General features: G+C 50.5%; 24 protein-coding genes and 2 tRNA genes. 3 read left to right on the top strand and 23 right to left on the bottom strand.

What is annotated here, in order from left to right:
* Positions 1-24: 24 nt before the first annotated feature.
* The 3 genes from nusA to M989_RS03305 all read right to left on the bottom strand — a co-directional run bounded on the left by nusA (position 25) and on the right by M989_RS03305 (position 2,292).
* On the bottom strand, positions 25-1,527 hold the full coding sequence (gene nusA / locus M989_RS03315) for a transcription termination factor NusA (RefSeq protein ID WP_064541970.1): 1,503 nt from the start codon (positions 1,525-1,527) through the stop codon (positions 25-27).
* Between the two features lie 27 nt (positions 1,528-1,554).
* Positions 1,555-2,007 (bottom strand): ribosome maturation factor RimP, encoded by a 453-nt coding sequence (rimP, locus tag M989_RS03310; RefSeq protein ID WP_064541967.1) that lies wholly within the window; start codon positions 2,005-2,007, stop codon positions 1,555-1,557.
* Between the two features lie 208 nt (positions 2,008-2,215).
* Positions 2,216-2,292 (bottom strand) — tRNA-Met (locus tag M989_RS03305).
* A gap of 335 nt (positions 2,293-2,627) precedes the next feature.
* Between M989_RS03305 and argG the strand changes: the two genes are divergently transcribed.
* A complete protein-coding gene (gene argG / locus M989_RS03300; RefSeq protein ID WP_000207646.1) occupies positions 2,628-3,971 on the top strand; it encodes an argininosuccinate synthase in 1,344 nt (447 codons plus the stop codon).
* A gap of 64 nt (positions 3,972-4,035) precedes the next feature.
* Here argG and M989_RS03295 read toward each other — a convergent pair whose 3' ends face one another.
* Entirely contained in the window at positions 4,036-4,941 is a 906-nt protein-coding gene (locus tag M989_RS03295) for a cupin domain-containing protein (RefSeq protein WP_064541962.1), read from the bottom strand.
* 115 nt (positions 4,942-5,056) lie between these two features.
* Between M989_RS03295 and M989_RS03290 the strand changes: the two genes are divergently transcribed.
* Positions 5,057-5,593 carry a carboxymuconolactone decarboxylase family protein gene (locus M989_RS03290; RefSeq protein WP_064541960.1) on the top strand — a complete coding sequence of 179 codons (537 nt, stop codon included), beginning with the start codon at positions 5,057-5,059 and terminating at the stop codon, positions 5,591-5,593.
* Between the two features lie 57 nt (positions 5,594-5,650).
* Here M989_RS03290 and M989_RS03285 read toward each other — a convergent pair.
* The 18 genes from M989_RS03285 to rlmE all read right to left on the bottom strand — a co-directional run bounded on the left by M989_RS03285 (position 5,651) and on the right by rlmE (position 23,806).
* Positions 5,651-5,737: transfer RNA gene (locus M989_RS03285), tRNA-Leu, on the bottom strand.
* A gap of 9 nt (positions 5,738-5,746) precedes the next feature.
* Positions 5,747-6,079 (bottom strand): preprotein translocase subunit SecG, encoded by a 333-nt coding sequence (gene secG, locus M989_RS03280; protein WP_064541957.1) that lies wholly within the window; start codon positions 6,077-6,079, stop codon positions 5,747-5,749.
* 214 nt (positions 6,080-6,293) lie between these two features.
* Complete coding sequence (locus M989_RS03275; RefSeq protein ID WP_064541954.1) at positions 6,294-7,577, bottom strand: M23 family metallopeptidase; 1,284 nt, start codon at positions 7,575-7,577, stop codon at positions 6,294-6,296.
* Positions 7,577-8,422 carry a prepilin peptidase gene (locus M989_RS03270; protein ID WP_064542511.1) on the bottom strand — a complete coding sequence of 282 codons (846 nt, stop codon included), beginning with the start codon at positions 8,420-8,422 and terminating at the stop codon, positions 7,577-7,579. The genes M989_RS03275 and M989_RS03270 overlap by 1 nt, the downstream gene beginning before the upstream one ends.
* Before the next feature lie 5 nt (positions 8,423-8,427).
* Positions 8,428-9,249 carry a hypothetical protein gene (locus M989_RS03265; protein ID WP_064541952.1) on the bottom strand — a complete coding sequence of 274 codons (822 nt, stop codon included), beginning with the start codon at positions 9,247-9,249 and terminating at the stop codon, positions 8,428-8,430.
* 18 nt (positions 9,250-9,267) lie between these two features.
* Positions 9,268-10,296: a type II secretion system F family protein gene (locus M989_RS03260; RefSeq protein WP_064541948.1), complete on the bottom strand. Its 1,029-nt coding sequence runs from the start codon at positions 10,294-10,296 to the stop codon at positions 9,268-9,270.
* The gene (locus M989_RS03255; RefSeq protein WP_064541945.1) at positions 10,280-11,818 is read right to left on the bottom strand and encodes an ATPase, T2SS/T4P/T4SS family; all 1,539 of its coding nucleotides are present in this window, start codon (positions 11,816-11,818) and stop codon (positions 10,280-10,282) included. Before M989_RS03255 ends, M989_RS03260 begins: the two co-directional genes overlap by 17 nt.
* Positions 11,815-12,468, bottom strand: coding sequence for a hypothetical protein (locus M989_RS03250; protein WP_064541942.1), 654 nt, complete (start codon positions 12,466-12,468; stop codon positions 11,815-11,817). Before M989_RS03250 ends, M989_RS03255 begins: the two co-directional genes overlap by 4 nt.
* Positions 12,456-13,355 carry a hypothetical protein gene (locus M989_RS03245; protein WP_064541939.1) on the bottom strand — a complete coding sequence of 300 codons (900 nt, stop codon included), beginning with the start codon at positions 13,353-13,355 and terminating at the stop codon, positions 12,456-12,458. Before M989_RS03245 ends, M989_RS03250 begins: the two co-directional genes overlap by 13 nt.
* Before the next feature lie 3 nt (positions 13,356-13,358).
* Positions 13,359-13,901, bottom strand: a complete 543-nt coding sequence (locus M989_RS03240; RefSeq protein WP_064541936.1) for a hypothetical protein — start codon at positions 13,899-13,901, stop codon at positions 13,359-13,361.
* Between the two features lie 14 nt (positions 13,902-13,915).
* Positions 13,916-15,373 (bottom strand): hypothetical protein, encoded by a 1,458-nt coding sequence (locus M989_RS03235; protein WP_064542508.1) that lies wholly within the window; start codon positions 15,371-15,373, stop codon positions 13,916-13,918.
* 21 nt (positions 15,374-15,394) lie between these two features.
* Entirely contained in the window at positions 15,395-15,820 is a 426-nt protein-coding gene (locus M989_RS26140; protein ID WP_083965118.1) for a TcpQ domain-containing protein, read from the bottom strand.
* A gap of 28 nt (positions 15,821-15,848) precedes the next feature.
* Entirely contained in the window at positions 15,849-17,747 is a 1,899-nt protein-coding gene (locus M989_RS03225) for a type II secretion system protein (protein ID WP_064541934.1), read from the bottom strand.
* 64 nt (positions 17,748-17,811) lie between these two features.
* Positions 17,812-18,513, bottom strand: a complete 702-nt coding sequence (locus tag M989_RS03220; RefSeq protein WP_064541931.1) for a type IV pilus major pilin — start codon at positions 18,511-18,513, stop codon at positions 17,812-17,814.
* A gap of 352 nt (positions 18,514-18,865) precedes the next feature.
* Positions 18,866-20,203: a phosphoglucosamine mutase gene (glmM, locus tag M989_RS03215; protein WP_064541928.1), complete on the bottom strand. Its 1,338-nt coding sequence runs from the start codon at positions 20,201-20,203 to the stop codon at positions 18,866-18,868.
* Complete coding sequence (gene folP / locus M989_RS03210) at positions 20,196-21,044, bottom strand: dihydropteroate synthase (protein ID WP_064541923.1); 849 nt, start codon at positions 21,042-21,044, stop codon at positions 20,196-20,198. The genes glmM and folP overlap by 8 nt, the downstream gene beginning before the upstream one ends.
* 94 nt (positions 21,045-21,138) lie before the next feature.
* The gene (gene ftsH, locus M989_RS03205) at positions 21,139-23,076 is read right to left on the bottom strand and encodes an ATP-dependent zinc metalloprotease FtsH (RefSeq protein ID WP_064541920.1); all 1,938 of its coding nucleotides are present in this window, start codon (positions 23,074-23,076) and stop codon (positions 21,139-21,141) included.
* Positions 23,077-23,176: 100 nt separating this feature from the next.
* Positions 23,177-23,806, bottom strand: coding sequence for a 23S rRNA (uridine(2552)-2'-O)-methyltransferase RlmE (gene rlmE, locus M989_RS03200; protein WP_064541917.1), 630 nt, complete (start codon positions 23,804-23,806; stop codon positions 23,177-23,179).
* Between the two features lie 126 nt (positions 23,807-23,932).
* Between rlmE and yhbY the strand changes: the two genes are divergently transcribed.
* Complete coding sequence (gene yhbY, locus M989_RS03195) at positions 23,933-24,226, top strand: ribosome assembly RNA-binding protein YhbY (RefSeq protein WP_024133059.1); 294 nt, start codon at positions 23,933-23,935, stop codon at positions 24,224-24,226.
* A gap of 154 nt (positions 24,227-24,380) precedes the next feature.
* On the opposite strand, the gene greA is transcribed toward yhbY, so the two are convergent.
* Positions 24,381-24,857: a transcription elongation factor GreA gene (gene greA / locus M989_RS03190; RefSeq protein WP_064541914.1), complete on the bottom strand. Its 477-nt coding sequence runs from the start codon at positions 24,855-24,857 to the stop codon at positions 24,381-24,383.
* Positions 24,858-25,001 lie beyond the last annotated feature (144 nt).

The following is a 25,001-nucleotide window of genomic DNA, read 5'->3' as shown; positions in this document are numbered from 1 at the left end:
GCTGTTCCTTCCTGCTACAGTTTATTACGCTTCGTCGCCGAACCAGCAAATGTTACGCGCAGCCATAATCAGCTCACCCGCTTTCTCGTCGGTTAATCCTTCGATATCAGACAGGTCGTCAACGCCTTGTTCAGCGAGATCTTCCAGCGTACAAACACCACGAGCGGCCAGTTTGAAAGCCAGTGCGCGATCCAACCCTTCCAGGTTCAGCAGATCGTCAGCCGGTTTGTTGTCACCGAGGCTTTCTTCCTGGGCTAGTGCCAGAGTGGTCAGGGCGTTTTTCGCGCGTTCACGCAGCGCCTCAACGGTCGCTTCGTCCAGACCATCAATTTCCAGCAGTTCTTTCATTGGCACATAGGCCAGTTCTTCGAGCGTGGAGAAGCCTTCTTCTACCAGAACGGTGGCGAACTCTTCATCAATATCAAGATATTTGGTGAAGGTATCGATAGCCGCGTGCGCTTCTGCCTGGTGCTTCGCCTGCAGGTCATCAACGGTCATCACGTTGAGTTCCCAACCGCTCAGCTGAGAAGCCAGACGGACGTTCTGACCGTTACGGCCAATCGCCTGCGCCAGGTTCCCTGCTTCTACCGCGATATCCATGGTGTGCTTGTCTTCATCAACCACGATGGATGCCACGTCAGCCGGCGCCATTGCGTTGATCACGAACTGCGCCGGGTTGTCGTCCCACAGCACGATATCGATACGCTCGCCGCCCAGTTCGGTCGAAACCGCCTGCACGCGCGCGCCGCGCATACCGACGCAAGCACCGACCGGGTCGATACGCTTGTCGTTGGTTTTGACCGCAATTTTGGCACGAGAGCCAGGATCGCGAGCAGCGGCTTTAATTTCGATAACTTCTTCACCGATTTCCGGCACTTCGATGCGGAACAGTTCGATCAGCATTTCCGGCTTGGAACGGGTGACGAACAGCTGCGCACCGCGCGCTTCAGGACGAACGGCGTACAGTACGCCGCGAATGCGGTCACCTGGGCGGAAGTTTTCACGCGGCAGCATGTCTTCACGCAGGATCACCGCTTCAGCGTTACCGGCCAGCCCTTCGGATTTCACTTCCAGAGAGATGTTGTCGCGGTTCACTTTCTTCACCACGCCAGTGATGATTTCGCCTTCCTGGTCGCGGAACTGATCGACAACCATCGCGCGTTCAGCTTCACGCACTTTCTGCACGATAACCTGTTTCGCCGTCTGCGTGGTGATACGGTCGAAGGTCACAGATTCGATCTGGTCTTCAACGTAGTCGCCCACGTTCAGGCTTTCATCTTCGAAACGTGCCGCTTCGAGGGTAATTTCTTTGGTTGGCTGGGTGACTTCTTCAACAATGACCCAGCGACGGAAAGTATCGAAGTCGCCGCTGCGGCGATCGATTTCAACGCGAACGTCGATTTCCTGTTCGTATTTTTTCTTTGTCGCCGTTGCCAGCGCACTTTCCAGCGCTTCGAAAATCTTCTCACGCGGCAGCGCTTTCTCGTTGGAGACGGCTTCAACAACAGCCAAAATTTCTTTGTTCATCGGGGCCTTTCACCTCAATCCAGACTGTTAAAAGTGGGGAACCAGGTTCGCCTTCTGGATGTTACTCAGCGCGAACACTTCATCTTTGCCTTCGACTGTCACAGTGATCATCTCACCGTCAACCGCTTTGATAATGCCCTGCCACTTACGACGGTTCTGTACCGCCATGCGCAGGACCAGCGTCACCTCTTCACCCAGGAAACGCACATAGTGTTCAGCGGTGAACATTGGACGGTCGAGGCCCGGAGAGGAAACTTCCAGGTTGTAAGCCACGGTAATCGGATCTTCAACGTCCATTACCGCGCTTACCTGGTGGCTCACATCAGCACAATCATCAACATTGATGCCATCTTCACTATCAATATAGATGCGCAGTGTGGATGTGCGACCGCGAATAAATTCGATGCCGACCAGTTCGTAGCCCAGGGCTTCAACCGGTGCTGTAATCATCTCTGTTAATTTTTGCTCTAATGTGGACAAACCCACCCCCAAGACATAAAAAAAGGGCCTAAAGCCCAGTTATTCTGTAGTCAGATAACAAAAAACCCCGATAAATCGGGGCTTTAGATAACTGAACCCTATAGCCGCAACTGCGGCCTGGAGAACCTTCCGAAAGAATTTTTTTTCAAATCCAGCTACGAAGGCCTAAGTCTTCACAGTATATTTGAAAATGAACTCTAAGGGAAAGTGGTTGCGGGGGCCGGATTTGAACCGACGACCTTCGGGTTATGAGCCCGACGAGCTACCAGGCTGCTCCACCCCGCGCCTGAAACGTGGCAAATTTTACGCGTTTTGAGTAAAAAATGCAAATAATGCTGGGATTTGGTACCGAGGACGGGACGTAAAATCGGCCTACAGTATAGTGAGCCGGGTCACAGCTTGTCAACCTCACATTCTATGCACAAGAAATGCGTGGACAATCGCGGTATGGTACCCCTTATAAACTTCGCTGACGGCGCGGATTTTTTGAATAAAAATGCATGAATCCCTTCCGGTCTCCGTTAAAACGTGATTAAATGAAAACTCATTTATTTTGCATAAAAATTCACTGACAGCGAAAAGCGATTTCTCCTTCAGTCAATCAAGCAGGGTTTTACTTTATGACGACGATTCTCAAGCATCTTCCGGCAGGTCAACGTATTGGTATCGCCTTCTCCGGCGGTCTCGACACCAGCGCAGCGCTGCTGTGGATGCGACAAAAAGGCGCTGTCCCTTATGCATATACTGCAAACCTGGGCCAGCCGGACGAAGATGATTATGATGCGATTCCTCGTCGTGCTATGGAATATGGCGCAGAGAACGCCCGCCTGATCGACTGCCGTAAGCAGCTGGTTGCCGAAGGCATTGCGGCCATTCAGTGTGGTGCTTTCCACAACACTACCGGCGGCCTGACCTATTTTAACACTACTCCGCTGGGCCGTGCCGTTACCGGCACCATGCTGGTTGCCGCCATGAAAGAAGATGGCGTGAACATTTGGGGCGACGGCAGCACCTACAAAGGCAACGATATTGAACGTTTCTATCGTTATGGCCTGCTGACCAACGCCGAGCTGCAGATTTACAAACCGTGGCTCGATACCGACTTCATCGACGAGCTGGGCGGCCGTCATGAGATGTCTGAATTTATGATCGCCTGCGGCTTCGACTACAAAATGTCCGTCGAAAAAGCCTACTCAACCGACTCCAACATGTTGGGTGCGACGCACGAAGCGAAAGACCTCGAGTTCCTGAACTCCAGCGTCAAGATCGTCAACCCGATTATGGGCGTGAAGTTCTGGGACGAGAGCGTGAAGATCCCGGCAGAAGAAGTGACCGTCCGCTTCGAGCAGGGTCATCCGGTCGCGCTGAACGGTAAAACCTTCAGCGATGACGTTGAGATGATGCTGGAAGCGAACCGCATCGGCGGCCGTCACGGCCTGGGCATGAGCGACCAGATCGAAAACCGTATCATTGAAGCGAAAAGCCGCGGCATCTATGAAGCCCCGGGGATGGCGCTGCTGCATATCGCCTACGAACGCCTGCTGACCGGTATTCATAACGAAGACACCATTGAACAGTATCACTCACATGGTCGTCAGCTGGGTAAACTGCTGTATCAGGGCCGCTGGTTCGACTCGCAGGCGCTGATGCTGCGTGACGGCCTGCAACGTTGGGTCGCCAGCCAGATTACCGGTGAAGTGACGCTGGAACTGCGTCGCGGCAACGACTACTCCATCCTGAACACCGTGTCTGACAACCTGACCTATAAGGCTGAGCGTCTGACCATGGAGAAAGGCGAGTCCGTGTTCTCACCGGACGATCGTATCGGCCAGCTGACCATGCGTAATCTGGACATTACCGATACCCGTGAGAAGCTGTTCGGCTACGCGAAAGCGGGTCTGCTGACCGCCTCTTCCGCGACCGGCCTGCCGCAGGTTGAGAATCTGGAAAACAAAGGCAAATAAGCCTGCCTGGTTGATGCAAAAGGCCGCGTAAGCGGCCTTTTTTATTGCCTTGTGTTAGCGGTCACTAACGGCGCCGCCATTCGCCCGGCGTCAGGCCATAGTGCTTTTTAAAACTTTTCGAGAATGAGGCCAGCGACTGGAAACCGCAGCGCTCAGCAATCACCTCCAGGCGAGCCTGCCGGTCCTGATGCAGTAATCGAGCCGCCAGCGCCATACGTAGCTGCGTTAACCAGGCCTGCGGCGTCAAATGATAGGCGCGGGCAAAATGACGGGCGAAGGTTGCGCGGGATAAAAACGCTCTGGCCGCCATGCTCTCCAGCGTCCACGGCTGTTCCGGCGTTGCCAGCACGGCGAGCACCGCGGGCATCAGCCGCTCATCGCTCATCAGACGCAGTAAACCGCCAGGCGGTTCTTCCGCCCCCAGCAGCGTGCGCAGCATCAGCACCAACAGCGTATCCCCGAGGCTACGGACGATAGCGCTGCCGCCGGGATGTTCTGCCAGGCTTTCACGAACCAGCACGTTCAGCAGCGTTTCCAGTTCCGGGCAATCCTCGCGTTCATCGGTATGTAGATGAACCAGTTCGGTTTCCTCCGCAAACAGCCAGCTCACGTGGGGGCCGAAATAGAATTCACCGCACAGCATTTCTAGCGCATCGCCATCAGAGCCGGTACGCATCTCGGTCAGCGTGCCGTTAAAGCGATGAGCGACCGGCAATACCTGCCCCCACTCCACCAGGCTTTCCATCAGATGCGGCGAGCCGTGCGGCAGCATTATCACATCGCCCGCCCGCATTTGCCGCGTCTCTTTGCCGACGGTTAACCGCCCTTCGCCGCTAAGCACAAAGTGCCAGGGAACCACGCCAGCCCGCATCTGATTGTGTCCCGCCTGCCAGCGGCCGCCAAAGCGGCAGTGCAAGTTCACTTCACAGCGCGGCGCCAGCAACGTTAAGAGATGGCTAAGACTGTCCATACGACTCCTGAGACGATAAGACAAAAAGATGAGACGAAGAGGGCAAGTCTACCACGCCGCCGTATCCTAAGATGTCCCCATGCCACAACAAACCCTCGAATAACAGGAGTAGACCATGAGCCGTTTAGCAGAGATTCGTGAACAAGATGCCACCGGTAAAGCCGCTGAGATTTTTGGCGGGATTAAAAAAGCCATGGGCAAAGTGCCAAATGCCTACCTGACCATCGGGGGAAACTCCCCGGCGGCGTTACAGCAGGCGCTGGCACATAATGCCATGCTGCATAAAGGCAGCCTGAGCGCCCGGGAGCTGGAGGCGATTAACCTCTCGGTCAGTGAAGCCACCGGCTGTGATTACTGCCTGGCAGCCCACACGATGATGGCGAAAAAAGCAGGCTTCAGCGGCGAGCAGATCCACGCGCTGCGCCGGGGAGATTATAAGGAAGACGCGCAACTTCATGCGCTGGTGAAATTCGCACAAACGCTGGTGAGCACCACCGGCACGCTGCCGGAAGCGGACGTCACCGCGCTGAAGCAGGCCGGTTTTAACGACCAGCAGGTGATTGAGATTATCAGCGCCGTCAGCGCGATTCTGTTCACCAACATGGTGAACCGGGTGAATGATACGGTCGTTGATTTCCCGAAAGCGGACTAGCCCCGCTTTCTACAGACGAAAAAAAAGACGCTTTTCAGCGTCTTTCTTTCGGAATATTGGTACCGAGGATGGGACTCGAACCCACAAGCCCGTTAGGGCACTACCACCTCAAGGTAGCGTGTCTACCAATTCCACCACCTCGGTACAGAATACTTAGTGCGGGATATCGCTGGTCGGCTGAGCCGGTGCCGCTGGCTGAGTGGTTTGCTCAGTCTTCGGTGCAGTCAGGTTATCCCACTCGCTTCCTTTATTGGTCTTGTTGCTGTTGATGTTACCCAGAACCAGACTGATGATGAAGAACAGCGTCGCGAACACGGCAGTCATACGGGTCATGAAGTTACCAGAACCGTTAGAACCAAACAGTGTAGCGGAAGCGCCTGCTCCAAAGGAGGCTCCCATATCAGCGCCTTTACCTTGCTGCAGCATAACGAGGACCACAAGGCCAATCGCTACAATAAGGAAAACAACTAAAAGAGCTTCGTACATAATCAACCTGTTCCTTGCGGGGACACCGCGTACCAAGTGCTTCGACCAATTAAGCGGGACATTTAAGTTTCCCACTGAAGCGGGTGTGAATACTAACCAAAGCGAATGACCTTCGCAAGGGCAATTTCCACACATTGTATCAACTGCGGAAAAAAACAGCAAAACCCCGTTATTATTCATTTTTACGCCGATAAAACAGTCAGAAAACAAACAGCTACTGCTGCTTTGTCGTATCACGCTTCACAAGTTTGTATTTTCCATAGCGCTTTATAATCTTCCAACTGCCTTCATCCGTTTCGATCGGTTCATTCAGCGCATAAAACGTCGTGCGCTTACCTATCCGCACGCCAATCTGTATATCATTCCCTTCGCCCCCCACCAGCACAATTGCGGGCGTCATATCGACAAGTTCGGGTAACACAGGCGCAGCCCGCGCACTGTCTTCCTGGCGAGCCGACTGCGGATTAGGCGATATTAAGGTCGTAAACAGCACGCTCATGGGATCCAACAGGCGATGGTGCCGGCTTATTTCAAGATGCAGATGAGGCCCATTTGACCTCCCGCTATTACCAGAACGGGCAATAATATTTCCCTTCAGGACCGATTCGCCTTTACCAACGCTGATGGTACTCAGGTGCAAATAACGGCTGCTCCAGCCATCCGCGTGGTCAATCGTGACGTAAAAACCGGTGACGGGTCCATATCCCGTATCCACGACCTGTCCATCGGCAATACTCAGTACGGGGCTATTTATCGCCGCACGCAAATCCACGCCTTCATGACGTAGAAACTGGTGGCTAATGGGGTGATAACGCATTCCATAAGGCGAGGTGACAAAAACAGCGTGCGTTAGCGGGAAGATGAAGGTATTGCTGGCTATCCCTTCCACGCTTGAAGCAGCCCGCAGATCGCTCACCGGGCGCCACTCAGGAACGGGGGCGCTGTTAGAACTAATCGTCAAATTTAATACCGAGAACACGCTGCTAACCGGGGCGTCGTTTTCGGTATGGGCACTGATGTCCACAGCCGTTTGCATCGGCATAAAAAAGGTGGCTAGCGCCTGCGTTTGCAGACACCCGATCGGTTCACCCTTTCGCCATTCCGGCAACCAGCCCTCGAATGGTTGATGCCAGAGCGCATAGTCCCCGGCCCGACAGGTTAATGCATCGGGTTGACGATAGCGGGCTTCATACCATGCCGTTACCGTATCGCCGGACAGCAAGCGTGTAAAAAAAGTTTGTTGTGCTGCAAGCATGCTGGGCGGTTCAGCCTCAACGCCCCCTGGCAACCACTCCTCTTCCATTGAGGGCCAAAGCGGGAGTGAAAGTAAATAGAGGGACAAAGGCAGCTCGCCCGTCATCGCGGACAGGGTATCGGGCCGTAACGAATGCCGAGGGATCAACGAGACCTCGATGTGGGTATCATTCCGGCCCAGCTCATCCTGGTACATCACCGGAATGGAAGAGTTCAGTAATAAAGGTAGAAGCAGCCTTATCATCAATGCAGTACCTCCGTGTACAGCATATAGACGGTCACTATCGCTATTGCCGGTCCGAAGGGAATATACCCTTGCCGCGCCAGCTCACTTCGCTGCGGGCAATAGCGCCGGAAAACGTAGCGCAGGAAAAAAAAGAACAGACCTAGCGCCGCCGAGCCTAGTATCAGGATGCCAACATTGGCGTTACCCAACCATACGGCACAAGCGGCATATAATTTCATATCACCACGACCAAACCCTTCCCGCCGGGTCACCAGCCGGAATCCTTCCGACATCAGCCATGTAAAACACCAAATAAAGACCGCCCCCATAACGCTATCTCGTGGCGAAATGGGAATAATGTGCCGAACAGAAGCAATTAAACCGCTCCATAGCAACAGAAAAACCAAACAGTCAGGCAGTAAAAATGTATTTAAATCAATCACTGAAAGGGTATAAAGCAAACACAGGAATAAAGCGATAAACCCTAACTGCAGCAAGTTAAACTCTGGGTAGAAACAATAGACCAACAGAAAAAAGACGCCGCCGATCAATGCTTCACTGAGGGGATAGATAAAAGGGATACTGCCATGACAGTGGCGGCAACGGCCGCGGAGAAATAACCAGCTCAAGACAGGGATATTATCCCATGGCGCAATGTTATGCTGACATTGCGGGCAATGGGATGGCGGCCACCATAAATTAACGTCAGGTATATTGTCTCGTTCAGCCTCCAAAACGGACTCACGCATCAGCATTATCGGTAAGCGATAGATGACGACGTTAAGAAAGCTGCCAATGAATAACCCCAGGAGCAGTGCGAGCCAGGGATACGCAGGAGAAAAGAAGGCTTCTATATTGGTCATATGCATTATCGGCAACTTTCCGGTAAAGACGCTAACTGCTCCGACCGGAATGGAAATACCTTTGCATAAGGCAACAAATCAGAAATATCATCCGCCGGATTTGATGACGTTGAATGATTCAGCCAGATTTCCAGACCAGAGTTTTGCGTTAAGCGCAGCGTCTCAGGTAAGTAAACACCATTAAAATTCGCCCCGGCCGCAGTTCCTCCCATAGAGACACGTTGAAGCTCGTCTCTATTGCCCGTTGCACGGTACTCCACAAAAAACGGTTCTGAATGGCCGACGCCGTCATCAAGCTTATTGGGTACAAACACCTCAATGCGTAATAGCTTATATTTCCTCACCGGCAAATAAAACCAGGTAAATGGCGTCTTATCCGTTGGGTGGATCGTTTTTTGGGCAACACGAAGATCCTCTCCCGCAAATTCCGCCGCCAGTGAATCATAGGCAGAAACGCCCTTTCCTACGGTTCCGCTGCTGCTTTTCTGGCATGCCGAAGAGGTCTTACACGCCGCCGTAGCGTTACCTTTTAATATACCAGGCCATGTTTCTACACCATCGACGTAATATAAATTGGTATAATCGTCAATATCGGCTGTATTATCGGCAGAAATATAGATTAAATTGACTGCCATATCTAATTCAAATTTTGCCAGAAGTAAAGGCTCAGGCATCCTGAACCCAACAGGAAATGGCGTTGACCAAAGTGGACATATTCTTAATATATCGCCCAAACCGTATTTCTCTGCGGAAAACGCCTGTGGCGTACTAAAAACGAACCATAAGCAACCCAGTACCGCCATGGTTTTTCTGCTGAATATATTCATATTTAATCCGTCCTTGAATCATGCTCCAGCACTTTTGGAGAGAGTATCCATTAATGAAAATAGCGCGACAAACACCCAGATAACACAGCCACCGAGAATAACCGTCGCCAGGTTTTTTAATAATGCCGCGAGCTTCTTCATATATTCCTGGATACGCTCACGGGAGCGCTCAGAAACAGAAAGCAGGACTTCATTAAACGAGGGTAAATCGGCATAGAGGCTAATGTTCAGCAACTCTTCCGTGCCCATCAATCCCGAATCCAGCGCTTTTCCGTAGTTCACGCCATGGGCCATCTGTTCAAGCATGGAATCAAGATGCCATTTTAGCCAACGGTTCGAATTCAGGCGGATAATCGCCAGACCATCGGTCAAGGGGATCCCGTTGCTCAACATCAACGACAGATTATTCAGGAAAATAGATGATGTCAGCTGGCGATAGGTTGAGAATGGCAGGACTCTATCGAGGGCTTTATTCCTGATTTGCCCGCTGAGATTTGCCATTGCTATTCGTGAAAGAATGACAAATGCAATAAAACCGATCAGGATTTTTAGCCATAGTCCGTCATAGAGCGCATTACCGAAATTATAAAGATTTTGAGTCACCGGTGGCCATTTCTCCACGGAGACGACGGAGGCAAACGCAGGAAAGACCTTTTGCGAGTAACCCGCAATCACAATCAGGGACAGCGTAATCATGATCAGTGGGAAAACGAGCGCACCCACGATTTTCTTTCGCAGCTCATCGTTATACTTGATGATAGAAACCAGCGTCAGAAAGCCATCGGAGAGGCTACCGCTTTTCTCTGCCGCCGTGATGACGCTCAGTTCACTGTTCGGTACCATACCTTCAAACACCGCAGCAACCGATGTCTCCTGCTTCATCTGGGTTATCAATCCCTGCAGACGCTGACTGAAGCGTTTACCTAAGAGGGACTGCCCCTCTTTCTGCAGTTTTTGCAGAGAATCATAGAGCGGCAGCCCCGCCTTAACCATGTCAGCGCAGAACTGGTAAATATAGATGCGCTGTTTTTTACTGAATTTTATCAACGATAATCTCCATATCCTCGTCGGTTACTGAACCAAACTCCATGGCATACCATCGCGCATCGATACGGCCACGCAAGACATGCGCCATCACTTTTTCACGGATTTCAAATCCTTCGGCTAACCCGCTGACGTTTCTGCGTTTTTCACGCCAAAGCGCATAGACATTCAGCCACTCCTTACGCGAAATAGCCGCCAGCTCATCATAAGTTGGTAAAAAGTACTCCATGGCAATCTGCCGCCCTTTGATACCGCTGTGCTTACACTGCTCACAGCCATTTTCACTGGCCTGATAAAGCGTAAACTCACGCCCCAGTATCGTTTTAACCTCATAAACTTGTTTACAGGCTTCGCACAGCACGGGAACCAGTTTCTGGCATTGCAGACCCGCGATAAATCCCGGCGTGGAAAGCTTGTCGCTACCAATCCCTAAAGCCGACATACGTTGAAGTAAGGAGACAATATTCCCGGCATGTACCGTGGTAAAACAGTAGTGGCCACTTTCAACCGCCCCTGCCAGCGCATTGGCGGAGACCTCATCGCGTATTTCCCCAACCATTAAGACATCAGGATCGCGGCGCAGCGCAGATTTTATCGCCGCATGAAACCCGCCCCCTTCCACGCTAACCACCGAACTCTGTTTTGCACCATAGATCTGGTATTCCACCGGATCTTCTACCGTCAGGAAACAGCCACGCTCGTCATAGCGGTTAATTTGCAGCCATTCCATCAGGTTTTTCAGCGTTGTCGATTTCCCTGAACCCGTGGTTCCGGCGATCACGTAGGCCCCATAAGGGTTACTGAGGATCTTTTTAAGATCGGCGATTTCATCTGGTGAAACGCCTATCTTATCCAGCGAACCAATATTCTCCTTCTGCAAGCCGGAAGGGATGATACGCAGTACCGCGTGGTAACAATCAGGGGTTTCGCCAAAGATGGGAAAGTGCGCATAGCGGAAGCGATACGGCTTACCATTCAGGCTATAAAGGATGTTCGCATTCTGCGGAATGGCCCGGTTCCAGGTGGTATCACGCGTCGTTGCCTCGACGTTATACAACACAAAAACCAGCTCATCACACTGCTGCGATTTAATCTGCATAAACGGCATCAACACGCCGTTTATGCGGGCTTCAAACAGCGCCAACACATCGTTACGGGTGATATGCAGATCGCTGGCGCCCATATTCACGACGCGCTGCAGAATATTGATTAGGCGCCTTTGAGTATCCGTAACGTCAATATCACCCTGCGCATTGTTCAGCGCCTTTAAGGAGATAAACTCAAGAACATGGAAGTACTCTTCTTCCGTGACCAATGCCAGCCCGTAGATCGGACGCTTATGCATCGACTTTAAACGTGACATCTGGAGTTCGTATTCGAACAGGCGGTCAATGCTGATGTTATAGACCAACAGATATTCGTTCGCCCCCAGAAGCGCCGTAATGCCTATCCCTTCAAAGTCCTGGTATTCCCAGACGCCGGATAGCAACTCTTCTGACGTAATACGAGAAAAACCTAAATTCACTGGGCTGCATCCTTAATCTGCAACCCTAAGCGGGTATCCCTAATCAGACGATAATTTTGGCCATCCATAACAAAGCTATCGCCAGGTTTGACATACAGCAGTTGACTGCCACTGTTATTCACTATCGCCACGCGAGAGAGCCCCCCGATCACCGACTCTAGCACCACATGCGGCGGTGTTACTGCGGGAGAGGCAGCTTTCTCCGGTTTCGTCTCTTCGGGCGCGGCTTTTGGCTGGGCTGATACGGGTTGCAATGGCTTAATCTTATCTTCACCGCGTAGCTTACGAATTTCGCTCAATTTCTTCTCGACTTCGACCTGGTTGTTGAGCCTGCGCATGGCCGCCTGGTGCTCATAGTCCTCTTCAACCTGGTTCTGGATAAACTCCTGCATCGTGATTTCAGCCGATTTTTCCTCTTCAGGCTGAGGTGCGGCAGCGGGTAGGCGAGAGCCTGGCATCGATTCTGTCGTGACCGGCGGCACAACGGGAACCGAAACAGGGACCTGGGGTGCGGCCTGTGGTTTTGGTGCTGCGACAGGAGCCTGGACCGTCGGCTGCGGTGCTGGCGGTAAATCGGTCGTCGGTGCAGCCTGCAAGGAGCCTGCCGTTGAACATACCGCGACAATCATCAAATACTTTACGCTTTGCATACTAATCCCCCAGAGACTTTAAATCCGTTTTTTAGGGTTTCAATCTTCCTAATTAAAAATGCCTCGCGATAGGCTTGTTTATACAAAGCCATCTGAGCGTCTATTTCAGTCACTTCATTATTTTCACCGCCTTTTAATTCCATAGTCCAATCAGCAGACAACATGTCATAGGACTTCACCTGACCGGATAAGCGTTTGGCTTTATCGGTTATGGATGACGCTGGCAGTGATTTATAAACAATTTCGCCCGTCGCACTCTTACCTTTGCCGGAAGATAACATTGAGTTATATGTTTTAATGTATGAGATAACCTCATCACAAGCATATAGCTCTAAAGGTTTCCCCTTTTTATAAGCACTAAGCAGCGCATTATTCTCAACCTTGACAACCATATTGTTGTATATTAACGAAGTGGTTTTTCCTGTACTATTTTTCCCCTTACCGATGGGGAATGATGGCTGATATCCCTTCCCAAAGAAATTAATCTCCGGCTGGGTCACAATCGCCCCTGGTTCAAACTCCAGCGCCAACTGGCATGCCTTTAGCGTACAGCTATATTCTATTCCTTTGAGTCTTAGGTGTAGCACTCGCAAAGGTATCTGCGCACGGTATAATTCATCAAGAATATGCATCCCAGACTTGATATCAGCTCCTTCCAGCGCCTTCTCATACCAGCTACGCACCGAGGCAATATCCGCTTTTAACGCATCAGCAGCCTGCTGTTGCTGTGCTAACGACTCATCAGCGGGGAGCTTAATATAATAATACCAATACGCGCCCCCGCCGGCACAAAGCAGCAGCATCACGATCAGAAAAATCACTAATATGCGAATCAGGGTAGACATGCCACCGCCACCGCCCTTCCAGAAATAGAGTTTTTCAAGCATAGCTTACCCAGCCACAAAGAAGTGAAGAACCAACGCCAGGACTAAAAGGAAAATGATACCGCTGGCAAAAATAAGGCCAATAACAAGTCGACGTCGCCGCTTAAGTGAGAGCTGATGGCCTCGACATTTATCGATAACGACATCCAGCTGTATATTGGTGAGCTCCGTCACTTCCAGATGTTCATACTGTTCAGTGTTTCGCATAATTTCATCAAATAATTTTTTGTCGATAAAACAATCTGTGCCACTGATAATACGACCAGCATTAATAATAAGAAGGTAAGTAAAGTCATCTTCCTGGTGGAAAAAATAGATCCCATCACCAAAGAGCTCTTTAATATAAATAGCAAAAGGTTCGTACAGCGTTGATACCTTTTCACAGTAGCCAACGGCTAACTTACCTGCATCATCTTTATACATCAGGCGCCTGTGCGCCTTTACCATACCGCGGAATGCTGCCTGCGCGCCGGGCTCCATATGCGACATTGAATCAGGCTCCCATAGGAGCCCTATCAGAATATTATGACTTAGTAATAACTTATCCATGTCAGTACCCGCGTCTAGCGTGATGTGATGGGCTGGCGGTAGTAGTCCACACCCACGACCATCACTACGGTTGCAGAAGCATCTTCTGACTTATCCTCCGCTCCCAACAATTGATACCCAAGACCACCGTTTTCATCCTTCACGTCATACTTTGCCACCATCAGCAAATCACCGGGCATAATAATGGAGGAGTTAAAAGATTCCGTGGTACTCACATTTGGCAACTGAACATCATCATATTCTTCAATGCCTTCCAGATAACGCTTAGTGAAGCCACTGACGACCTCAATACGCCCATCAGAAAGCACGCGAGGCGTAATAATGAAGCTGGTGCCGGTAACAATCTCAGAGGTTTCAACATCAACATTCACCTCTCCATTCTCATCGGTAGTACGCGTTCGACTCGACACATAGTTTTGCGTTTTGGTCATGTTAAGCGGTACGGGCATATTGTTGCGGGTAATAAACGATCCGCTTTGTAGAGAACGACTGCCCGTCAGTTGATATAGCGCATCCAGCCCGCCATTAATATCGACATGGCTGTTTTTCCAGCCAACGCTAACTCCACCGGTAAGCGAATCCAGCATACTGCTGCTAATTTTCATCGTGTTATGCGCATCGGTAAATGAAAAATTTGCGCCTGCGGAAAGCTCTTTGACTTTGGTTTTATCCAGCGTAAATATCTTATACGTCAGGATAAACTGGCGGCTATTATCCGCTTTATATTTATCCAGCGCCTTGCTTAAGGCCGCATATTCTGACGGTCTTGAATTCACCATCAGAATGGATGAATCTTTAAAAAGATTATAATTCCCGGATGAAATATAATTTTCAGCCATATCTTCGACATCATCCCAGAAGGAGGACTCAAATTTTGTTTCCGATTTTCCGGTTAAGCCACCGCTAGAAGTAGCTTCATTTCCCGACAGATCCAGGGTTGTTTCAGATTTATTATTTTCACCGTAGAAATCCAGATTAACCACATAGGTTTCATACACATTGAGCTTTAAAACGTTATGATCATCGAGTTTGGCGCTGACATCATAAAGAGAAGAAATATAATTCATAAACTCTTCGAAAGTCCCATCAAATTTTACGCTGTGGGGCTGATCCCATCCAGTATCAGACTTCGCTGAACCGCCTTTTCCGCCCATTGACCGATCGTTAATACGATAACTGATGCCGGTCTGCGCAGCGATAGCATCCATAATAACGGCAAGACTTGCCGGTTCATATGATGATATTTTGACGTGCTTGCTCATGATGCGCTGCTGCTCAACGCTGTATTCAACCTTTTTACCTATAAATGCGCTATCATATTTTATATAGGGTTTTGCTTTGGACTCTTCCTGAGAAGTGGCGCTCTGGAAATGTTCTTTTACCTGGCTATCCGCATCATATTTTTCTTCAAAATCGCTGACGCAACCCTGTAACAATATCGTTAAAGCCAACAGTCCTGTTTTCAGCTTCATCATCTTCACATCCATATAAAGTTACATATCGTCAATGACAATAACACGGTTTTTCTGGTATTTTTTGACAACCAGTCCGTAGTTTTCAGAAAAGAATAGCTCACCCAGAGACTGTAATATGTCATCATCAGTTTTACCTGACAATGTAATATTATTATAAACGACATAGTCTTTCTTACTGTTCCAGTAGAGTTTATACCCGTTACCCTCAACCCATTTTTTGACTTCCTGGCTCAATAATTCCTTTTCACGAATAACCAGAGAAGGTGCATAGGTTGGCGCAGTCAGTGACTGCTGGCCAGTAGAAAAAGGATTTACACCCGTAGTTTCCGTCAAGGTATTGGTTGACGCTGAGGCATTAAGTGCTGGTGAACCATTCAAGCTTGCAATGGCACAGGAGGAACATAACACCAGAACAATACCAAATTTTAAATTATGTTTCTTCATATACCCTCTACTGGTCTCCATCTTTATTTTATTGGTATTCTGTCGTTGATAATAAATCAGCAGGAGTACCATATTGAGGTACAGTGCTACACCATTTAGTAATGGTGTATGACACTGAAAGTGGATTGACAATATTTTTACCCTGGCCAGACTTGGCGTCGTACATTCCTAATGTGGATGTCACTATCCAGACATATTTAGAGTTAGGGAAAATCTGCTTCGACCCTTGGTTTGAATCAGGGTGAATACCACCTTCTTCCTTATCCTGGAGGGCAAATTCAATCTGAACGGTTATCCCACCCAACATTCCGACAATCTCACTGCTGCTTAACTCGCTGCGCGTTTTGTCTGGACGAGTATAAATACCACTATGTACATGGTTATCGTAAGCCGACACAGAAGAGAGGCTCGCCGATAGCTGCGGGAATAGCTCTCGGGTAATCTTCACCTTTCTAATATTACCGTCACTATCGGTTAAGGGATTTCCCTCGGCATCCCGTAATATAATCTCCTGTTCAATTTTTGGACATGTCTGAACAGCAAAACGATGACGTCCGGATAGCTTATCTTCATCGCTATAATTCGGGGTATAGTCGGGATCGTCCGTGACATCCGTTGCATAATATTCATATCCAGAATATTCACTGGTTGATGGCGTCACTAACTCATAGGCGTCATAGGCTTTTACCCTATAGTAATCAGAAATCGCGTCATATTTATGGCCAGGCATAGCCATTATTGATGACCACGTACCCATAAAAAAGTCACCAAAAAATTCATGCCCATCGTCATCTTTATAAACAATACGTTTTGGCGTACCGTCGCTTGCTAAAGCCAGATCGCCGCCATACTCTCGCTCAAAGATATACACCGGCCGGGCCGTGTTCTCCATGACCAGGTTGGATTTAAGCGTCCCTGCCATTTGATCGCCACGGGCATTCGTTGCATCGGTCATATTCAGTGCAAGGATTTGCTCCTCGCCATGCGCACCGGTTCCTGGCGCCTTGTCATAACAGAGGGTGACCTTGTTTTCCTTAGAATTCCAGCAGGTATTGCCCGCACCACCGGATCCACTTCCCCCCTGTTCGTTATCGCTCATATTGAAGGAAAAGCGCACGCCGAACTGCCCCGTCGTATAGGCGGCCACAGCACCTATATTATTCACCACATCGACGAATTCCACGGGCGTGGTGGGATCGTTCTTTTGCATGACCAGCTGCCAGTTGGCCGCACTGCTGCTACGATAAACCACGACGGCTTTAGACACGATCAAGCCGGAGTTGGTTAATGCCTTGCTGAACTGGGGGTAATAATCCACAAAACCCAGCCGGTCTTGTTTGGTATCACTTTTAAACGCCACGATGATATCGGTACGATTGATGGCCAAGGCATCATCGGCATCATCGGCATCATCGGCATCATCGGCATCATCGGGGGCGTAAAATCCTACGCGATCGATCATCGCGGCACTGTTTTTCGCAATGCTATTCAAGCGACATGGAAGGTACTCTTTGCCAAATTCATATTTGGACTTCAATGCTGATGTACAGTTTTTGCTAATAAAAAAGTATCGCTGCTGCTTTGCACTGTTGTCCGTATCGCCCCACAGGAAGTAGTTAGCCTTCGGGCCAGTATCTTTGTCATTAGACTTATTGGTTAAACGGCGACGATAAGCTTCATTCACCTCTTTCTCATCGCTATACAGTGGATTACCGGCCTCTAAAGACGTCTCAGCATCCGAGTCCAGTACAAACGTCATAATCCCTTTCATTTCCTGCACGGCCGCACTTGCCAGATTTTCTCGCGCAGTACGATTTGCCTCTTTACGCGCATAGGTCGCATAAAAAGTTAAAGCGATACCGGCAATAGCCAATACCACAATAATTTCCAGTAATGAAAAGCCGGAATCCGGTCGTTTAGCACGCATACACATTCCAGTAATAATCAAATATCCGTCCCACAAGAGACGGATATATTCATAGTTCTAAATATTAACGGCTACCCATTACGATAATGTTGCTATCGCCATCATTGGTACAAGTCTGCGCAATAGAGGTAACGTTCAGGTTATCTGCAGTCAATGTTTTCAGTACATCGGTACCGGTAGCACCGGACAGATTCGTCACAGGGGCTGAGATTGATTTACCCGCAGTGCCTTTTACAACGGCGACATAATCCCATTTCGCGCCAATCTGCGAGATATAGTTACGGCAGGTTTCAGAATCGAGACCGTTGATCAACAGGTAGAAACCTTTATTACCGCTAGATGAAGAAGACGTCTGAACGCCACCAATCTGAAATGCATCGTTAGAGAAACTATTGAAGGCTTCATCAGCAGACACTTTACCCAACGAAACCAGCATCTGAATCGCAGCAGAGGTGCTGGTAGGCGTATCAGTAATATTGGTTTTGGTTAAAGAATACGGATCGTTATCAGCAGGATATTCACCCGCATCTTTATACGCTTCTTCCATCGCTGTACGTACGGAGTTGGTATTGTTAATGGTGTCAGTAATATCCTGCGCCGTAAATGCACGCTGTGCCAGAATAACTACCCCCGCCGCGATAACACCGATAATTCCCAGAACAATAATAATTTCCAGCAGAGTCACACCACGCTGCTTTCTCATTTCCTTCAGCTTAGCGACCTTCCGCGAGACGTTTCCTTTGAGGTCTAATACTAATGTAGTCATTATGCTTTCCTTGAATATAAATAGTGATAACACCTGATGAGACTGATGAGATTATCTTCTTCATCGCGGAGCATCTTACATGTAGTACAGCTTGAAAATTAAAAAAACCTAATACATTCAGATTATATTTATATTCACAATGGAATTATGATTATTAAATAAAATAATCAAACAACATTCCATTCATATAGCTTAAATAATACAGGCGGAGTTTTTTTAGGAATTGAGGATTGAGAATAAATACAGAGAGATAGATAGGTGATAAGGAATAGGGTGAAAAATTGCACATTAAGTACTTAAAAAAACAACTAACATCGGACTCCAATGCCGGAGCCCGATTCCTTTGACGTTTTTACACCGCTTTCACAGCATCAGCGATGCGGTGAGCAAATTCTGTCACCTGCGCTTCGTCTTCACCTTCGACCATGACACGAATCAGCGGTTCAGTGCCGGATTTACGCAGCAGCACGCGGCCACGATTACCCAGTGTAGCTTCCACTTCCGCCGCAATCGCTTTCACCGCTTCATTTTCCAGCGGGTTGGATTTACCGTCGGTATAGCGAACGTTGACCAGCACCTGCGGGAACATCTTCATGCCGCTGCACAGATCGTGCAGACTCATGTGGTTACGCACCATAGCAGCAACCACCTGTAGACCAGCCACAATGCCGTCGCCAGTGGTAGTTTTGTCCAGCAGAATCACATGACCGGAGTTTTCCGCGCCGATGCGCCAGCCTTTCTCCTGCATTTTTTCCAGCACGTAACGGTCACCTACTTTCGCCCGGGTAAATGGAATACCCAGCTGTTTAAGCGCCACTTCCAGGCCCATATTACTCATCAGCGTGCCGACAGCACCGCCGCGCAGTTGCCCCTGACGCAACGCTTCGCGAGCAATAATGTACATGATCTGGTCGCCGTCGACCTTATTACCCTGATGGTCAACCATGATGACGCGGTCACCGTCGCCGTCCAGCGCGATGCCCACGTCGGCTTTCTCGGCCAGCACGCGCGCCTGCAAAGCGCGCACATCGGTCGCGCCCACTTCTTCGTTAATGTTCACACCGTTCGGCTCGCAGCCGATAGCAATCACGGTCGCACCCAGCTCACGCAGCACGTTCGGGGCGATGTGGTAGGTGGCGCCGTTGGCGCAGTCGACCACCACTTTCAGGCCATTCAGGCTCAGTTCGTTCGGGAAGGTGCCTTTGCAGAACTCAATGTAGCGACCCGCAGCGTCGACGATGCGGCTGGCTTTACCCAGCTCAGCGGAGTCCACGCAGGTGATCTCTTTTTCCATTTCGGCTTCAATGGCCTCTTCTACGTCATCCGGCAGCTTGGTGCCGTCGATAGAGAAGAACTTGATGCCGTTATCATAAAACGGGTTGTGCGAGGCGGAGATAACGATACCGGCTTCGGCACGGAAGGTACGGGTCAGATAGGCTACCGCCGGAGTCGGCATCGGGCCGGTGAAAGAGGCAGACAGACCCGCTGCCGCCAGACCGGCTTCCAGCGCCGACTCCAGCATATAGCCAGAGATACGGGTATCTTTACCAATGATGATTTTGCGCGAACCGTGGCTTGCCAGCACCTTGCCTGCCGCCCATCCCAGCTTCAGGACGAAATCAGGGGTGATCGGCGCATCGCCCACGCGACCACGAATCCCATCGGTACCAAAATATTTGCGATTACTCATAACGTTTATTTCCCTTCGCAGACAGGGTGGCCTCAACCACACGCATCGCTTCAACAGTTTCTTTGACGTCGTGGACGCGAACAATATGCGCGCCCTGCATGGCAGCAATTACCGCGCACGCCAGGCTGCCGCTAAGGCGCTCCGACGGCCCCACGTTTAGCAGTTGACCAATCATCGATTTGCGCGACATACCGACGAACAGCGGCAGGCCGAAATGATGGAATTCTGACAAACGCGCCAGTAATGCATAGTTATGGGAGAGATTTTTACCGAAACCGAACCCCGGGTCGAGCAACAATTTATCTTTTGAGATCCCCGCCTGTTCGCAGCGCGCAATTTGTTCAACGAAATAGCGGTTCACCTCAGCAAAGACATCGTCGTATTTCGGCGCGTCCTGCATGGTTTTCGGATTGCCCTGCATATGCATCAGCGAAACCGGAAGCCCGGTTTCGGCCGCCGCCTCCAGAGCCCCCGGTTCACTGAGTGAACGGATATCGTTGATAATATGCGCCCCGGCACGGGCGGACTCACGGATCACTTCCGGCTTGGAGGTATCGACAGAGATCCATACCTCAAAGCGCTGTGCGATGGCTTCTACCACCGGAATCACGCGTTCAAGCTCTTCTTCAACGCTGACGTCCAGCGCGCCTGGACGGGTAGACTCACCGCCCACGTCAACGATAGTGGCCCCAGCGTTAATCATCAGATTCGCATGTTTCACCGCCTCAACCAGCGTATTGTGCGTGCCGCCGTCGGAAAAAGAGTCCGGCGTGACGTTGAGGATCCCCATGACGTGAGGATGGGAGAGATCCAGAATGGAGCCCTGAGCGGTGAGTTTCATAGCGAGTCCTTTTGTTTTCTCTTTCTTAAATATAAAAAACCCCGGGGCAAGCCCCAGGGTTTCAGATGATGCACAGTCTTCCACGAGGGAGAACTTATTTATCGCCCAACTGCTCTGACATGGTGCCAGAGCCCGGCGCGCGCGGTTCATCAACCGGACGCGGTGCACTCGGCTTGCCGGTGCTGCCAGAGTTGTTGCTGTTGGACGAACCCGGTTCTTCCCAACCCGCTGGCGGACGCACGTCGCGACGGGCCATCAGGTCGTCAATCTGCGGCGCATCGATGGTCTCATATTTCATGAGCGCATCTTTCATCGCGTGCAGAATGTCCATGTTGTCGTTCAGCAACTGACGCGCACGACCGTAGTTACGTTCGATCAGCGCCTTCACTTCCTGGTCGATGATACGCGCGGTTTCATCGGACATGTGTTTCGCTTTGGCTACAGAGCGGCCCAGGAATACTTCACCCTCTTCTTCCGCATACAGCAGCGGACCGAGTTTGTCGGAGAAGCCCCACTGAGTCACCATGTTACGCGCCAGGTTCGTCGCGACTTTAATATCGTTCGACGCACCGGTGGAAACGTGTTCAACGCCGTAGATGATCTCTTCCGCCAGACGACCGCCGTACAGGGTCGAGATCTGGCTTTCCAGTTTCTGACGGCTGGCGCTGATTGCGTCGCCTTCAGGCAGGAAGAAGGTCACACCCAGCGCACGACCACGCGGGATAATCGTCACTTTATGCACCGGATCGTGTTCCGGTACCAGGCGACCGATAATCGCGTGGCCCGCTTCGTGGTATGCGGTGGATTCTTTCTGCGCTTCCGTCATCACCATGGAGCGACGTTCCGCACCCATCATGATTTTGTCTTTCGCTTTTTCGAACTCAACCATCGACACAACGCGTTTGTTACCACGCGCGGCAAACAGCGCCGCTTCGTTCACCAGGTTCGCCAGGTCCGCACCGGAGAAGCCAGGCGTACCACGAGCAATGATTGCCGCGTCGATATCCGGCGCCAGCGGTACGCGACGCATGTGCACTTTCAGAATCTGTTCACGACCGCGAACGTCCGGCAGACCGACCACAACCTGACGGTCGAAACGGCCAGGACGCAGCAGCGCAGGGTCAAGTACGTCCGGACGGTTGGTTGCCGCGATAACGATGATACCTTCGTTACCTTCGAAGCCGTCCATCTCAACCAGCATCTGGTTCAGGGTCTGCTCACGTTCATCGTGACCACCGCCAAGGCCTGCGCCACGCTGGCGGCCTACGGCGTCGATTTCATCGATGAAGATGATGCACGGTGCCGCTTTCTTAGCCTGTTCGAACATGTCACGCACACGAGATGCGCCGACACCGACGAACATTTCCACGAAGTCAGAACCGGAAATCGTAAAGAACGGCACCTTCGCTTCGCCAGCGATCGCTTTCGCCAGCAGCGTTTTACCGGTACCCGGAGGGCCGACCATCAGGACGCCTTTCGGGATTTTACCGCCCAGCTTCTGGAAGCGGCTCGGTTCACGCAGGTACTCAACCAGCTCACCCACCTCTTCTTTCGCTTCGTCGCAGCCTGCAACGTCGGCAAAGGTGGTTTTAATCTGGTCTTCCGTCAGCATGCGCGCTTTGCTTTTGCCGAACGACATGGCACCTTTGCCACCGCCGCCCTGCATCTGGCGCATGAAGAAGATCCAGACGCCGATAAGCAGCAGCATCGGGAACCAGGAAATGAAGATCGAAGCCAGCAGGCTCGGCTCTTCTGGCGGCTCGCCAACCACTTTGACGTTTTTCGTCAGCAGGTTGTCAAGCAGCTTCGGATCGTTAACCGGGATGTAAGTCGTGTAACGGTTACTATCTTTCTTGGTAACGTTGATCTCACGTCCGTTGATACGCGCTTCGCGAACCTGGTCGTTATTGACCTCTTGCAGGAAGGTAGAATAATCCACCTTATGGCTGTTCGATTCGCTGGGCCCAAAGCTCTGGAATACTGACATCAGCACGACGGCAATGACCAGCCAGAGTATTAGGTTTTTCGCCATGTCACTCAAGGGATTAACCTCTTATTACAACTGTGTTAAAAACAGCGTCAGGATACTCTATATCCAGTTTCTTTCAAACTTTCGATTGAAAAACCACCGTCTATGATTTTCGCCCGGTCGCTACAATGTACACTTCGCGTGAACGCGCACGCGAAGAGTCCGGCTTACGAACTTTAACCTTCGTAAACAGGGAGCGAATTTCCCTTAGATACTCATCGAAGCCTTCGCCCTGGAACACCTTCACTACAAAACTTCCGCCTGGCGCTAGCACATCACGAGCCATTTCAAGCGCCAGTTCCACCAGATACATGGCCCGGGGGATATCAACCGCCGGCGTTCCGCTCATGTTTGGTGCCATATCTGACATGACAACCTGTACTTTACTGTCACCTACGCGTTCCAGTAATGCCTGCATGACGAGTTCATCACGAAAATCGCCCTGAAGGAAGTCCACACCAACGATTGGATCCATAGGTAAAAGATCGCAAGCAATAATGCGGCCTTTACCACCAATCTGCGTGACCACGTACTGTGACCAGCCTCCCGGTGCAGCACCGAGGTCGACAACCGTCATCCCCGGCTTAAAAAGTTTGTCACTTTGCTGTATTTCATCAAGTTTAAACCAGGCACGGGAACGTAACCCCTTTTTCTGTGCCTCTTGAACATATTTATCGCTAAAGTGTTCCTGAAGCCAGCGGCTTGAGCTGGCAGAACGCTTTTTACCTGTCATTTAACATTCCCATCGGGACAGTTCATCGTAGCCTTTTGGCGTAAATTTCTACGCGCCATTTGGCGATATATGGGAGATGGCGGTAGAATGACCCGTTTTCAATCCCAACGTAAGCAAAAATATACGATGAATCTGAGTACTAAACAAAAACAGCACCTGAAAGGTCTGGCACATCCGCTCAAGCCGGTAGTTATGCTTGGCAACAATGGTTTGACCGAAGGGGTACTGGCCGAGATTGAACAAGCGTTAGAGCACCATGAACTTATCAAGGTGAAAATTGCCTCGGAAGATCGCGAGACCAAAACCTTGATCGTGGACGCTATCGTGCGCGAAACCGGCGCCTGTAACGTACAGGTCATCGGTAAAATGCTGGTGCTTTATCGCCCTGGTAAAGAACGCAAAATCTCGCTGCCACGTTAAGAATATCCTAATTTCTGACACAACATTGTGTTAAATGAGGGTTTTCCTTTACGAGGGCTAGCAACATGCCACGCTCTTATGCTTGATAAAAGGCCGCTATGCGGCCTTTTTCTTATCTTTACACTCAGTCAACATTTTCAGTGTTGAACAAAATTTACAGATAATCCACTGCGATGATTTCGAACTCAACTTCACCGCCCGGTGTACGGATGGTCACCACGTCGTCCTGCTCTTTACCGATGAGGCCACGCGCGATCGGCGAGTTCACAGAGATCAGGTTCTGTTTGAAGTCCGCTTCATCATCACCCACGATGCGGTAGGTCTGTTCTTCGTCGTTGTCCAGATTCAGCACCTTCACGGTCGCACCGAAGATAACGCGGCCGTTATTCGGGATCTTAGTGATGTCGATAACCTGCGCGTTGGACAGCTTCGCTTCGATATCTTTGATACGGCCTTCGCAGAAACCCTGCTGTTCACGAGCAGCATGATACTCCGCGTTCTCTTTCAGGTCGCCGTGCTCACGCGCTTCGGCAATGGCCGCAATGATTTCTGGGCGACGTACAGACTTGAGAAAGTCCAGTTCTTCACGCAGTTTTTCTGCACCACGAAGGGTCATCGGAATAGCTTGCATTGTTATACCTCTTAAACATTCCTGTTGGGAGCGGTTCGCCCCGCTCCGGCTGCTAAGCCCGCCTGGGTCGCTATCAAGACCAGGCCAGAAGCAAAAGAAAACCGACCCGGGTGCGAAGCCCCAGGTCAGCAGTAATTTTTAATT

The sequence above is a fragment of the Kluyvera georgiana ATCC 51603 genome, assembly GCF_001654985.1.
Taxonomy (GTDB): Bacteria; Pseudomonadota; Gammaproteobacteria; order Enterobacterales; family Enterobacteriaceae; genus Kluyvera; species Kluyvera georgiana.
This window is presented reverse-complemented; position numbering and strand designations above follow the sequence as displayed.